The 12063-nt window shown below is 60.0% G+C and carries 13 protein-coding genes; 7 read left to right on the top strand and 6 right to left on the bottom strand.

Features of this window, described 5'->3' with window-relative positions; genetic code table 11:
• Window positions 1–113 precede the first annotated feature (113 nt).
• On the bottom strand, window positions 114–1718 hold the full coding sequence (locus ACGYK7_RS04360) for an exonuclease domain-containing protein (RefSeq protein ID WP_394399354.1): 1605 nt from the start codon (window positions 1716–1718) through the stop codon (window positions 114–116).
• A 465-nt stretch (window positions 1719–2183) separates the two neighbouring features.
• On the opposite strand from ACGYK7_RS04360, the gene ACGYK7_RS04365 reads away from it, so the two are divergent.
• The 5 genes from ACGYK7_RS04365 (at window position 2184) to ACGYK7_RS04385 (ending at window position 6420) form a co-directional block, all read left to right on the top strand.
• Window positions 2184–3329, top strand: a complete 1146-nt coding sequence (locus ACGYK7_RS04365) for a metallophosphoesterase (protein WP_394399356.1) — start codon at window positions 2184–2186, stop codon at window positions 3327–3329.
• A complete protein-coding gene (locus tag ACGYK7_RS04370) occupies window positions 3329–3592 on the top strand; it encodes a hypothetical protein (RefSeq protein WP_164196648.1) in 264 nt (87 codons plus the stop codon). Before ACGYK7_RS04365 ends, ACGYK7_RS04370 begins: the two co-directional genes overlap by 1 nt.
• Complete coding sequence (locus tag ACGYK7_RS04375; protein WP_394399358.1) at window positions 3589–5463, top strand: TniQ family protein; 1875 nt, start codon at window positions 3589–3591, stop codon at window positions 5461–5463. The genes ACGYK7_RS04370 and ACGYK7_RS04375 overlap by 4 nt, the downstream gene beginning before the upstream one ends.
• A complete protein-coding gene (locus ACGYK7_RS04380; protein WP_394399360.1) occupies window positions 5460–5813 on the top strand; it encodes a hypothetical protein in 354 nt (117 codons plus the stop codon). The genes ACGYK7_RS04375 and ACGYK7_RS04380 overlap by 4 nt, the downstream gene beginning before the upstream one ends.
• Window positions 5814–6045: 232 nt before the next feature.
• Window positions 6046–6420, top strand: a complete 375-nt coding sequence (locus ACGYK7_RS04385; protein ID WP_394399363.1) for a hypothetical protein — start codon at window positions 6046–6048, stop codon at window positions 6418–6420.
• A gap of 267 nt (window positions 6421–6687) precedes the next feature.
• On the opposite strand, the gene ACGYK7_RS04390 is transcribed toward ACGYK7_RS04385, so the two are convergent.
• Window positions 6688–7596: a LysR family transcriptional regulator gene (locus ACGYK7_RS04390; RefSeq protein ID WP_394399365.1), complete on the bottom strand. Its 909-nt coding sequence runs from the start codon at window positions 7594–7596 to the stop codon at window positions 6688–6690.
• Window positions 7597–7757: 161 nt separating this feature from the next.
• Between ACGYK7_RS04390 and ACGYK7_RS04395 the strand changes: the two genes are divergently transcribed.
• Both ACGYK7_RS04395 and ACGYK7_RS04400 read left to right on the top strand, forming a co-directional pair.
• Window positions 7758–8087, top strand: a complete 330-nt coding sequence (locus tag ACGYK7_RS04395; RefSeq protein ID WP_394399367.1) for a nuclear transport factor 2 family protein — start codon at window positions 7758–7760, stop codon at window positions 8085–8087.
• Window positions 8084–8863, top strand: a complete 780-nt coding sequence (locus ACGYK7_RS04400; protein ID WP_394399369.1) for an SDR family oxidoreductase — start codon at window positions 8084–8086, stop codon at window positions 8861–8863. Before ACGYK7_RS04395 ends, ACGYK7_RS04400 begins: the two co-directional genes overlap by 4 nt.
• Before the next feature lie 69 nt (window positions 8864–8932).
• Here the strand turns inward: ACGYK7_RS04400 and ACGYK7_RS04405 are convergent, their stop codons facing one another.
• From ACGYK7_RS04405 to ACGYK7_RS04420, 4 genes are all read right to left on the bottom strand, one after another.
• Entirely contained in the window at window positions 8933–9103 is a 171-nt protein-coding gene (locus ACGYK7_RS04405; protein ID WP_394399371.1) for a hypothetical protein, read from the bottom strand.
• A gap of 725 nt (window positions 9104–9828) precedes the next feature.
• Window positions 9829–10167: a type II toxin-antitoxin system RnlB family antitoxin gene (locus ACGYK7_RS04410; RefSeq protein WP_394399373.1), complete on the bottom strand. Its 339-nt coding sequence runs from the start codon at window positions 10165–10167 to the stop codon at window positions 9829–9831.
• Between the two features lie 10 nt (window positions 10168–10177).
• A complete protein-coding gene (locus ACGYK7_RS04415) occupies window positions 10178–11233 on the bottom strand; it encodes a type II toxin-antitoxin system RnlA family toxin (protein ID WP_394399375.1) in 1056 nt (351 codons plus the stop codon).
• 483 nt (window positions 11234–11716) lie between these two features.
• The gene (locus ACGYK7_RS04420; RefSeq protein WP_394399377.1) at window positions 11717–11953 is read right to left on the bottom strand and encodes a hypothetical protein; all 237 of its coding nucleotides are present in this window, start codon (window positions 11951–11953) and stop codon (window positions 11717–11719) included.
• Window positions 11954–12063: the final 110 nt, after the last annotated feature.

A 12063-nucleotide genomic window follows, 5' to 3' on the forward strand; every position in this document is an offset into this window, starting at 1 on the left:
CAGAAGGAAATTTCAGACGCTTGGCCTCCGGAAACTCAGTATTTCAGGTCAGAACCAACGGAATTTGGAGCTTATCTTATCCCTCATACCCAATAGAAGAACCTGGAAGACGCCTACGCAAACGGCTGCCGCGCTCGAACGCTCTGCTCACTTCCCGCCGATGCTCGCACAAGTGTCACCTGATAGCAGAAGGGTGCAGTTTCGGTAATCTCAACGATATCTCCGGCACGCGCACCGTTGTCTGCAAAGAAGCTACGTACCCAGGATCGGTCACGGAAAATCTTCTTGGTCAAGTCGATATCGGTGACGACCGGATGCGCTCCGCCCCAATTGATGGTCAGGGCCTTCTCCGCTGCACTTGCCCGATTGCTCCCGCCAAGGGATTCCTTCGGAAAAGAGCTGATGCAATCTCGCAGGTAGAAGTGGTTGTTGTTGATGTTGCCCTGGGTCAGCACGCTCCGCCCAATGGGACCACGCATAGGCGGCTCGGCCTCGAGCGCCTGGACAGCCAGAGAGGAGGACAGCTCGGAACGGACGTTGGAGGCCTCACGCGGCGAGCTCCCGGCATCTTCCTCGTCGATGACATCGAAATCTTCCACCACAGCCCGCGCGCCGCCTTCCGCCCTCAGCACGACTTCCGCCGCGGCGCGCGCGTCTTCGCCGGCATCGTGGTGCTCGAACTTCAGGCCAAGGTGCTGCTTGAGCGAGGCAAGGCCATGCCCGCCATTCCCCTTCAGCTCGGGCCATGCCGCGCGGGCGACGGTCACGCTGTTCTGCCAGTTCCAGCCGGGCTCCTGCCGGCCAAGCGTGGCACAGGCGGCGCGGATCGCACTGCGGTCAAAGCCCGAATGCTGATAGACCGGGCAACCCGCAAGCCGTTCCTCCAACAGGTCAAGAACCGCCCCGATCGTCGGCGCCCCAGCCACCATGTCGCGCGTGATGCCGTGCAGCCCGCTGAAGACCCAGCGATCCGTCCCCGGGTCGACAAGGGTCACCCAGGTCTCGATGCGGTCATCGGGCAGAACGCAGGCGATCCCTACCTGGCAAATGCTTGCGCGATCATGGTTTGCAGTCTCCACATCGAGGGCGAAGAACCTGAAGGGGCCATCGGGCAGCTTCGGCAGCGCGCCGCTCGTGGAAGCGACATCGCGGGGGCCAGCTGCCTGAACATCCTCACGGGACCGCGCGAGCTGCCGTCCGAGGGCCGCGCGCTCGAACGGGCTGAGGTCCAGCTCCTCGATCAGGGCATCGACAAGCGCGGTCGGCTCCTCGTAGGGGGCCATTCCGCGGCGGTTCCAGGCGATCATGTCCTGCGGCGCAAGGGCGATGACCTGGGCCTCGATGCCGGCGATATCCGCATCATCCGGCAGCGGCACCCAGACGGCTGCACAATGGCGCGCGATGAAGGCGTTGCGCAGGGCCTTGGCGATGTCCCCATCTGCCTTCGTGGCCGGGTCATTGCGCAACCGCCACATCCGCCCGGTGTTGTACATGCGCGAGAAGTAGTGGCTGGTGCTTTCGGACCCGGTGCGGTGGCGCCGATGGATGCGCTTGCGTAAGGTCTCGGACGCCGAAGAGGTCGAACCGATGTAGCGGAAGGCTCCGGTGTGGTCGAAGAGCCCGTAGATGCCACGCGCATCATCAGGCGCTTCAGAGGTCGGTCGCGGGGTCGCCGCACGCAGCATTGCTAGGATCTCGGCTGCGGTAGGGGTAGTCATGTCGTGCCTCAATCCTTCTCGATACACTGCCAGACGATACCGCTGACAATGCCCCAGATACCCTCCTCGTTCGGGCGCCGCCAGCGCGGGATCGCGCATTGCATTCGGCCGTGACGCAGGAAAACGCGATTCGGCCAATGCCGTCAGATTTGGGGTAAACTGACACCTCTGACCCGTGTTTCGCGACCACGGCTGCGCCGGTTTTTGCGAAAAACTCCGAAAGCCGGCTTTCAGAGCGTTTGCGAATAATATTTTTGAAAGCTGATTACGGCCCGCAGCTCCTGGCCCCCGGTAGCATCGCGACCTTTGCGAAAAAATTGCGGGCGCTGCGAGGGGCTTGCACACATAACAAGGCTGCGACAGACCTAACAGAAATGCTGATGGATCAGGCCCTTACATAGCCCATCATGCATGTCAATTCCCGCTCTCCCTTGCGGGGGAATGTAGGTCGTCCAGGAGCGCAAGTTGCCGAGCCCCACCGTTATCGAAATCCCGGACAATGGCGGACCCCTCGCAGTAATAGCCGACCTGCATCTCCGATCCCATTTCTGGCTGGGCAGCGACCCACTCCAATTCTATGGCCTGCAAGATCGGCTACTCGGGGAAAACGTTGATGCCCTGATCGTCGCGGGTGATCTGTCCGACACCTTCGGTCCGCCATTAGAGGACGCTCTCGCCTATCTGACCCGCTATGTGCCCGCCGATCGCATCTACATCGTCCCCGGAAATCATGACTACTATTCTGGGCGCCTGGACTACGAGAACCGGCTGCGTGACCTGGTTCACGCCAGCGGGAGTTGGTTCGCGCAGAAGTCCGAACTCCGCCATCGCAGCGACCGGTATCTTTGTGCCACGCTTTGGACGGACTTTGACCTCCTGAGGGATCAGGAGGCTGCCAAGAACTTCGCCCGCCGCTTCATGCGCGACTTCGACATGATCACCATCGAAGCCCCTGGTCATGAGTGGCTTGACCCGGACGAGGTGCTGCCGCGCCGCATAGTCCCGGTTACACCTGAGGACATAGTCGCCGTGCATCGGGAACACCGCGCTTGGCTGGAAGAAAGACTAGCGACCCCACATTTCGTCGGCAATGGCAGGACCTTCGTGATCACGCATCATGGCCCGCACGCGTCCGCCGCAGGGCCAATCGATGGTCTCACGCCAGCGTTCCACTCAGACCTGACCGAAGTCCTCGAGCGGAGCGACATCGACATCTGGTTCTTCGGGCATTCCCACCGGCGGCTGTCTTCCGTGGTTGCTGGGACACGCATTCAGAACATCTCGATCGGCTACCCGGACGAGGATCACGGCGACGACGAGGATGACCTGGCGGAGGTCTGCTTCATTGCGGCGGCGCTGAACACGCAGTCCTCGAATGAGGTTAGGGAACTGCCGGACGACCGACAGGCACTCGAGCAGGACTTCGAGTACGCGCTTCGGAGCAGCGAAACCGGCGTTCCTGTTCTGGTGGACAAGCTCTCCCCCTCAACGCGCACCTTTCTGCGCCGCGCGTTGAGGGGTTGCGCCTGCCCTGTCGTGCCGGAAGGAGACGCGTACTACGCAACCGATGTCATCGTCGCGCTCGGCCGGACACGGCCAGGTTCTGAATGATGCCGTTTGATGCGATCATTTCGATCTCGGGGATGCTGGCCTGCCTTGCTGGCCTTGTTCATGTCGTCATCGCCTACCGGCGGACGTCGCGCTCGGCTGAACCTGATCCGGAGCGTGTGAAGCGCTTTGTCGAAAGCGCCCCGCCGATCCCGGGCCACCTGCTTTACGCTCATCAGGATCAATGCCCCGAAGCGAGGCCCTCTCGCGCGCAAGAGGCCGAGCCTGCTGAGGAAGACTCAAAAGACCACGAGGCGCCGCGTTGACCACACCACTCCCCCTCGCGCCCGACCTCCTGGATCGGGAAACTGCCTTCTCCTTCGTATCGCGCCTCGCCGCGATGAACGGCGTCGATACTGCGGGCTTCTGCACCGACATGGGACTGTCCTTCAGCCAGGTGATCGACGGCAAGCCCGAAGCCTTGGCCCGTCTGGCAGATCTCAGCGCGACTGATGTCGAGGAGCTGCGGCGTTGGTCGCCGCGCTACCTGGGGAACCGGGAGCATGAGTTCCGCGGCAATCGCCTTCATGCCAAGGCCATCAAGGAAAGCACCGTCCGGGGCTGCCCTGCCTGTCTGCGGGAGGATGCGGAAGCCGCCCCAGACAGTTTTGAAGGCGACATGTACATCAGGGGCCACTGGCTCTTCCGGCCTGTGACACTCTGCCTGAAGCATCACCATCCTCTCGTTCCGCTCTGGACCGAGGCCAATGTCGGCCGGCGCTACGACACGGCCGCTCGCTTGGCCGAAATCGCACCCGGCGTATGGGCCGGAAAACTGGACAAGGAGCTTCGCGCCCCCAACCCGTTCGATGAATGGACCGAGGCCCGCCTTAAGGGCACCCCCACGGAGAGTTGGCTGGATCAGTTCGACCTCTACGCCGCCGCGCATTTCTGCGAGTTGCTCGGCCGCGCCATCTGGGCGGTCAGGTTCCCGAAGTGGAAGAAGTTCGGCCCGGAACGTGCCTGGATGTCCTTCGAGATGGGCTTCCGCTTCGCGACGAAAGGCGAAGCGACAGTCCGCGACACCCTGATGCAGCTGCAGGAGACCATTGGCGAGGCGACCGACGGCCCCAAGAAGAAGTACGGCGCGCTCTACGACAGGCTCGCGTTCGACCTCCTGGGCGAGGCCTACGCTCCATTCCGGGAGCTTCTCCGCGACCACATCGCAAGCACCTGGCCACTAGGTCCGGGCGACGATCTCATGGGAGAGCCTGTGCTGGAGCGAAAGGTCCACTCAGTCCGGACCGCCGCGCGCGAGCTTGGCATGGATCCCCGGCGCCTGCGGAAGCTGCTGGTCGATGTCGATCTCGTCCGGCCCGCCGAGACCGGCCGCGATGACCAGTGGGAGCTGTTCGATGTCAAGGCGGCGCAGCCGCATCTCGACCGGATCAACACCCTGGTGTCCGCAAAGGACTTCCAGGAAGCATTGAACATGTCCCGCTCGCAGTTCGAACTTTTGCGAAAAGAGGGCCATTTCCCGCCCGCGATCGACGGTGGAGATCACAAGCCACTCTGGGACATCCGTGCCGCGCACTTGCACCTGGAAAGCCTGTTGACCGGGGCCGAGCCGATCTACGTGAACATGCACGGCTGGGATGACATCCCGACGACCGCGCAAAGCCTGAAGGTCTCCCCCGGCACGGTCCTGAAGCTGCTTGAGGGCGGCAAGGTTCAGCGGATCGGTCGGCACACCAACCGTGATGGCTACGCCAGCATCGTGGTCACGAAAGGCGAGATCGAGCGTCTTCTGGAGCGCCCCGAGGCGCCGGGTCTCAGTATCGATGTCTTCGCCCGCCAGTCCGGTCTGACACGCTCCGCCGCCATGCGGCTGGTGCGCGAGGGACATGTCCCGTCCACAGAAGGCCGACACCCCAAGACCAAGGCACGGCAGCGATTCTTGGCGCCAGGCGACCTCGCCGCTTTCCATAATCGGTTCGTGACCCTGCGCGGCCTGGCCGTCGAGCTTGGCATGCCCTGGCAAGCACTCCGACCCAAGCTGGCGGCTGCGGGGATCGAGCCCTTTAGTCCAGACGGGCAGGACTACGGTGCGGTTTTCGAGCGCAATGTCGCTACCGCCGCTGACCTTGCTTCCACGAAACCAAGAAGCCACCAAAACAAGGAGAACGACGGGGAATGAATTACCTCATCACGACATATGACCGCAATGATGTGACGGATCATGCCAACTACTGCGAAGCTCATCAGATCCCATGCATCTACGCACTGGTGCTGGGCAAAAAATGTACTGTCTTCGTCCACTGCGAAAAACTTACTGGCCCCCGGAGCCAAGCCATCAAAGCCCATGAGGCCGAGTTTGCGGAATTTATCGCTCGTCTCCGCAACACCTACGCGGAACCCGCTTGGATTCAGGAAACCCTGCCAATGTCGTTCTGGTATCACGACCTGCCTGCTTCAGCTGCGGAGGATGTAGCCGAAGAGACATATGAGTTCTTGCGAACGATCCTGGCTCCGTTCGACGACAAGTAGGTGACGAGCGGCTTCGCCACGCGAGGCATACCACTTGCGAGCCAGACCAGGCCACTTGGCCAGCATTGCGGTCGAGCTGTAACGGGATCCCCCAAAGCCCTCGGTCACCCCGCTTCACGGCATAACGAGCGCAAACCCCGATGCAGTCTTTGCATCAGGCTTCATCTCTGGCCGGCGGTGTCACGCCCACCACATATTGCACTCCCGACAACGAACTATGGAGAAGACGCACATGGACTATTCACCTGACGACTGGGTGATCCTGAAAGTTTCGCTTGCCATGCGGGACAGAGCTTTCACCCAGCTCAGAGTGTTGGGCGGCTGGCGCGGAGGGTATCTCAGTGGGGATGCGTGGCGCATAAACTCAGGCATCCAGGCCGTTCATGCGGATGACCTCGGATACCGCTTCCTTGGTCGATCAGGTTCCGTCTATCTATGCCATCGCGGCGGATATCGCATGTCACGCATCATGGCGTCTGGCCTGGACGAGCTGAAGCGTCAGCCGACCGTTGTCGATGCAGAGATTCTGGAAGACCGGAATTGGCTTGAACCAGGGCTCCTTGAAGCACTTCTCTCGACGGCGGCTGACGATACAGCGGCGAAGTGACTTCGCCTCGGGACCTTTGCGAGTCGTCGGCTAGGGGCTTGATGTGCAGGTGTGGGACCTCAACCGGACGCGCCGCTGCTCCCGGCTCACAGGCGACATTCGCTAGGTGGTCATCGCTGCGCCGCAGCTTCCCCGGACCAGACTTTCGTGACATTGTGCGGCAAAATCGGATGCGCGAAGGGCAGCGGTGAGGGGCCTCTCAATCGTTCGCTGCACTGATGTTGGTCTCCCGCTGCGTGCTTTTGCGACGGGATGAGCACGACGCCTTCAAATCGCTCTCGAGGATCGTGCGAGTTCCCGTGCGAGGTCGACAAAGACCTTGAAGGCCGCCGGCGGGTTGCGCCGGCTGGGATAGTAAAGGCAAAGCGGCGCCAGCGGCGGCGTCCAGGCGTCGAGAACACGCACCAGCCGCCCCGTCTCGATATCCTCTCGCACGTCCGACTCCATAAAGAACCCAACCCCTAGACCATCAAGCACGGCAATGCGCGCGAGGCTGGCTTCGTCCAGCGTGATCGGGCCTTCGACATCGACATGGACCGGTTGGCCCTCGGCTTCGAAGTGCCATCGAAAGAGGGCGCCGTTCGGCAGGCGCGTCCGAATGCAGGCATGCGCCATCAGATCGGAAGGCACCTTGGGCGGTTCACGGCTTTCGAAATAGGTGGGTGTCGCAACGACCGCGAAGCGCCGCGCAGGCCCGAGCGGGATGGCGATCATGTCGCTTGGCACAAGGGGTTGGCTACGCACCCCGAAATCGAAACCGTCTGCCACGATGTCGACGAGGTTGCCTTCGGTCACCAGGTCGATCTGCACGCCCGGGAACCGGCGCAGGTATTCGAGGATGAGCGGCGCCAGGATCTCCCGGCCCGCCGTGGCGAAGGTGTTGATGCGCAGAGTGCCGGTAGGCGTCTCCTGCTGCGAGCGGACCGTGTCGATCGCGCCGTGAATGTCCTTGAGCGCCGGGCTGACCTGCTCGACGAAACGCTGCCCGGCGGCGGTCAGCGACACACTGCGGGTGGTGCGATTGAAGAGCCGCACGCCGAGTTGCTCCTCAAGCTTCGAGACCGCGCTGCTGAGCGCGCTCGTGGACATTCCCACATCCAGCGCCGCGGCCCGGAACGATCCCCTGCGGGCGATCGCCAGGACCGCGTCGAAATCGGCCAGCTTGTAGGTCGCCATTATCCCGAAAACCCAAATTCCACATCCGGATTAATCCCGCTTATCCGTACAGTGTCAAAGCCCTAACTTCATGCTCAGGGCGCCGGTCCCGATCCGGACCAAGAGGTCGAGCGGCGAGATCGGCAGCGACCCTTGATCCCTATTCAGACAGGAGACCCGCCATGAGTATCGAACTGCCAGAGGCGATTGACGCCTATTTCTCAGCCGACAAGAAAGGCGACGCGCAGGCGATCGCCGAGGGCTTCACGCAGGACGCCACGGTCATCGACGAAGGCAATACCTACACCGGTCGCGACGCGATCCGGCAGTGGATGGCCAATGCATCCACGCAATACACCTACACGGTAGAGCCGTTCGACATCGCTGAAGACGGCCAACGCACGATCGTCACCAGCCATCTTGTCGGCAATTTCCCCGGGAGCCCGGTCGATCTGCGGTATTTCTTCGTCCTTCGCGGGGGCAAGATCGCCGAACTGGAGATCGTGCCATGAGCCCCTTCCTGACCCTCGAGGGAAAGCGGGCCCTCGTCACCTCCGGCACGCGCGGTGCCGGAGGTGCGACCGTCTCCCTGTTCAAGGAGCTTGGCGCCGACGTTCTGACGACGGCACGGACACGACCGCCGGAGATGCCGGAAGACCGGTTCGTGGCGGCGGACCTGACCCGGGTCGAGGGTTGCGCCAAGGTGGCCGAGGCCGTGCGCGAGAGGCTGGGTGGCGTGGACATCATCGTCCACATGCTCGGCGGTTCCTCGGCGCCCGCGGGCGGCTACAGGGCGCTTGGCGATGAAGAATGGCAGCGCGAGCTCGACCTCAACCTGATGCCGGCGGTCCGCCTCGACCGCGCGCTCGTTCCGGACATGGAAGCGCGGGGCAGCGGCGTCGTGATCCACGTCACATCCATCCAGCGCGAACTGCCGCTGCCAGAGGCGACGACCGCCTATGCCGCCGCCAAGGCCGCCCTGTCCACCTACAGTAAGAGCCTGTCGAAGCAGGTCTCGCCAAGGGGGGTGAGGGTCGTTCGCGTCTCTCCTGGCTGGATCGAGACGGAGGCCTCCGTCGAGCTGGCCAGACGCCTCGCGATAGAGCATGGGGGCGACGTGGAAGTGGGCAACCGCATGATCATGGACTCGCTGGGCGGGGTGCCAATCGGGCGCCCGTCAAAACCTGGCGAGATCGCGAACCTAGTCGCCTTCCTCGCGTCGGACCGCGCAGGGACCATAACAGGCACCGAATATGTGATCGATGGCGGAACCGTGCCGACGGCATGACCTATCTTGACTCGCCCCCGGCTCCTGCACTTTTCACCAGGCCCTTCTAGCAGACCAAGGATGCTGTGGTCAGCGGTGCTCGACCACACGAAGATTGAGAGGATTGTGCGCCACCTCGCCGTCCGGCTCGGAGATGCGCTCGCCATCGCGGAAGCGCTGGAACGCTAATATGCCGGGCCGGGCGTCAGCGGTCGGCCCAGAGCCGCCATCGGCAGGTAACTGCAGATGCTGCGACAGCATCCCGCTTTGCGGACTTGGCTTCCGTCATCAGTGCTTCTATCATCCGCGGAAGATCCAAGAGGTGCTCACATGGAACGCGAACCCAACTTTGTCATCTCCAGCGCCTCCCAGCGCGTCGTCGAGGATGGCGTGCCGTTCAAGGTGGATATCTACAAACTCGAAGGTGGGGACGGTTGATCTCTGGAAGTCGTTACCGAAGACGGGACATCCATTGTTTGGGATGATCTCTTCGAAGACGACCAAGCGGCATTCGAGGAGGCAATTAGCACCATTCGCAGTGAAGGTGCGGTCGCCTTCGCCAACGGCGGTTCGAACGTCATTCCGTTCCGGCAGTAGCGATCGGCCCATAGCTGACCTTCACGCCAGGCGCTGGGCATGACCGGTCGCAGCCGTTGCCTGTGGTAACTTTTGGCATTGCAGCATTTAGTATGGCGGAGATTGTTTGCGTTGCGCAACGTTCTGGAAACACGGTAGCCGCGGTCTCAGGGCTAACGGCTATATTAAAATGTTCCGGAAGTGAGATTCATTATTAGAGCATGAAATACGGTGCCCGTTTATCAGCTCATTGTGCTGAGCAAATCATGTGTTTCAGGGATTGGTTGCCCCTCTCCCTAAACTCATTAGCCCTCAAGCCCTTAAAAAGCAATGAGTTCTCATGTGCTTGAAATTGTTCTGACCTTGTTTGCCGAACGACCTAAACGATAACTTCTGGGTACCAAAGGCTGTTACTGCATGAACCTCTTCACATCTCTAGAGGAGAGGACACTGCCATGAAGGAATTCTTGATCACTTCTCGCCATTAAATCTTGCCGCTCTTGAATGTCTGTACTTACATTGGCCTCTACTGAAAATGAGCTGCGATCAAACCCGTTGCTTTCAAACCTCATGGAGGCAAACCGATTTGGGGCCAGCCCGTTGACCGAAAGCAAGTCGAAGAGCACAATGCCCTGGAAGCCTAAGCTGCGGAGCGTCGAGGTGAGAGATTTAATCTCACGCAAGGGGTGAAAATCTGCCGTGGCCGTAACCACAGCGACTTCACCAATTATGCGAACTGTATCAATCATTGCCCCATTCTTATTGAATCAGCGCATCTATTGCTAAATACGCATCTTTCGACAGGTCAATAGCTGAGTCCAAGGTGCTTATCATCCTGCTGCCGCCGGGAAATTCCTCCATGTGAAAAATAGCATGGCGATGTTTACGATAAAACGTATACCCATTGCTTAGCGGCTCGACCATTTTTCTTGGGACTTTTTCCCGATATTCGGGTTTCAGGGTGCATTTTCCAGATGCAACATCAAAGAAATCTCCGAATCCATTTTCGGCGACTTGGACCGACATATTGTGTTCAGCCATCTTGAGCTTCAGGATGCCCTCGAGTGATCGCAAATCAGGGTAGAGAAGAAGGCAGTAGTCCGGCAAATTAGGCGCAGCAAGCTTGACGCAGCAGCTGGAAATCAAAAGGTCCCTGATATCTTTCGGGATCTTGGCGTAGTTCTCTGGGAAGATGGCCTTGAGGTAATCTTCGGCCATCTCTTTTCGGACAATATCTGCGCTACTCTCATCTTTACGATACAAAACTCGCTCAAGTCCTTTGAGGTCCAGAAGGTCGGTGAGCATAAATATGACGCGCCGATAGCAGGAAAGCGGCTTGCCCTGAATCTGTAGTAATCTTGTGCCTCGATGATGAGTAAGTTTGAGGGAGTCTTGATGCTCAACACTCTTTAACGTTACTTGCTTTATAAGCTTCTCATCACGATTTATTTCAACTTCAATGCCATCGCCCATGAGATCCAAAATTGAATCGAATGAATCAGGGGTTATTCCTTCGAGGGAGTAATTTACACTCTCGAATTCCGCGGGATTGATTGTGGCCTTCAAGTGGATAGCGAGTTCCTCGCCTATCGGCTGGTTCTTTCCGATCTTCCACTGGATGGTGGTTGTGCCGGTTTTATTGAGGTGCAAGTCCACGGTTGCAAACTGAGCGCCCGCACGGCCAAAGACCACTCTTTTGCGCTTGTCGAACACTTCAATCTCGCCGTCAATTGAGTAACCCGACGACTTCATGAAGTCCTGAATGTGTTCATCCAGTGTCTCACGATTCAGGTTTATATCTTTGTAGTCGGTCATCTCATTTACCTAACAACGATCGATAGTGCCCCCGCAGATGATCCAAGGATTTGGATGTTCTGAATTTTCAGGGTTCTCAGGCTTCGCCGGTGGCAACCAGACACAATAGCAGCCTTCGACATCAGCATCACTCAAGAGGTTGATGCAAGGCCGCGCAGCGCAAAAGTCTGTGACTCCTATACTATGAACACATGCATTGTCAAATGCTGCGAAGGATCGCTCTCCGCCCTTCTTGCCGATGAGACAGGGGCTGGCCGTGATGCCCGGCTGAACGGCCGCTTTCGTGGGCGGCGCAGGTCGCTCTCGCGGACGCAGAGAAGGTCTGCAATCCGCCCTTCGAGCCAGGTTAGTTCGCGTTCCTGCGCCGGACGTGAGCGGTGTCTACAGGCCGGTTGAAGCCATCACTCTGTTCCAAGAGCTGCGACGCTCAGTGTCTTCCTTGGTAGCGTTGTGTCAACTGGCCCAGGAAGCCCTCGCGAGGCGTCACTCAGGTCTAATCTCACGCTGGTGGCGGCCAAGAAGGGCGACCAGCCTTCGGCCAGAAATTACCTTCTGACGCTTGAGGTGGATCAGGCCTCGTTCGACCGGGTCGAGGTCAACGTCTTCTCCACAGACGCGCGCAATGGTGTCGGCGTAGACATCGGTTGCCGTGATGGGCACCTGACAATTTCTCCGACGCTGATATCGGTTCAGGATCGTAGCGACAGTTTGCGTCTGCATCAGAGTCTTCGTCAAAGCGTCCACCGTTTCGAAGCAACCTTGTGTTCAGGGTCTCACCATCGCGAGCGCCGCTGCGCCATGCCCAGGGAGCGCATAGCGACGGCACGACG

The sequence above is a fragment of the Sulfitobacter sp. 1A15299 genome (genome assembly GCF_043556915.1).
Taxonomy (GTDB): Bacteria; Pseudomonadota; Alphaproteobacteria; order Rhodobacterales; family Rhodobacteraceae; genus Sulfitobacter.

Coding starts and splice junctions, on each gene's coding strand:
- ACGYK7_RS04380 (WP_394399360.1), top strand. CDS start 5,460: ATGAATTACCTCATCACGACATATGACCGCAATGATGTGACGGATCAT.
- ACGYK7_RS04405 (WP_394399371.1), bottom strand. CDS start 9,103: ATGCTGTCGCAGCATCTGCAGTTACCTGCCGATGGCGGCTCTGGGCCG.
- ACGYK7_RS04390 (WP_394399365.1), bottom strand. CDS start 7,596: ATGGCGACCTACAAGCTGGCCGATTTCGACGCGGTCCTGGCGATCGCC.
- ACGYK7_RS04370 (WP_164196648.1), top strand. CDS start 3,329: ATGCCGTTTGATGCGATCATTTCGATCTCGGGGATGCTGGCCTGCCTT.
- ACGYK7_RS04410 (WP_394399373.1), bottom strand. CDS start 10,167: ATGATTGATACAGTTCGCATAATTGGTGAAGTCGCTGTGGTTACGGCC.
- ACGYK7_RS04395 (WP_394399367.1), top strand. CDS start 7,758: ATGAGTATCGAACTGCCAGAGGCGATTGACGCCTATTTCTCAGCCGAC.
- ACGYK7_RS04385 (WP_394399363.1), top strand. CDS start 6,046: ATGGACTATTCACCTGACGACTGGGTGATCCTGAAAGTTTCGCTTGCC.
- ACGYK7_RS04360 (WP_394399354.1), bottom strand. CDS start 1,718: ATGACTACCCCTACCGCAGCCGAGATCCTAGCAATGCTGCGTGCGGCG.
- ACGYK7_RS04420 (WP_394399377.1), bottom strand. CDS start 11,953: ATGCAGACGCAAACTGTCGCTACGATCCTGAACCGATATCAGCGTCGG.
- ACGYK7_RS04400 (WP_394399369.1), top strand. CDS start 8,084: ATGAGCCCCTTCCTGACCCTCGAGGGAAAGCGGGCCCTCGTCACCTCC.
- ACGYK7_RS04415 (WP_394399375.1), bottom strand. CDS start 11,233: ATGACCGACTACAAAGATATAAACCTGAATCGTGAGACACTGGATGAA.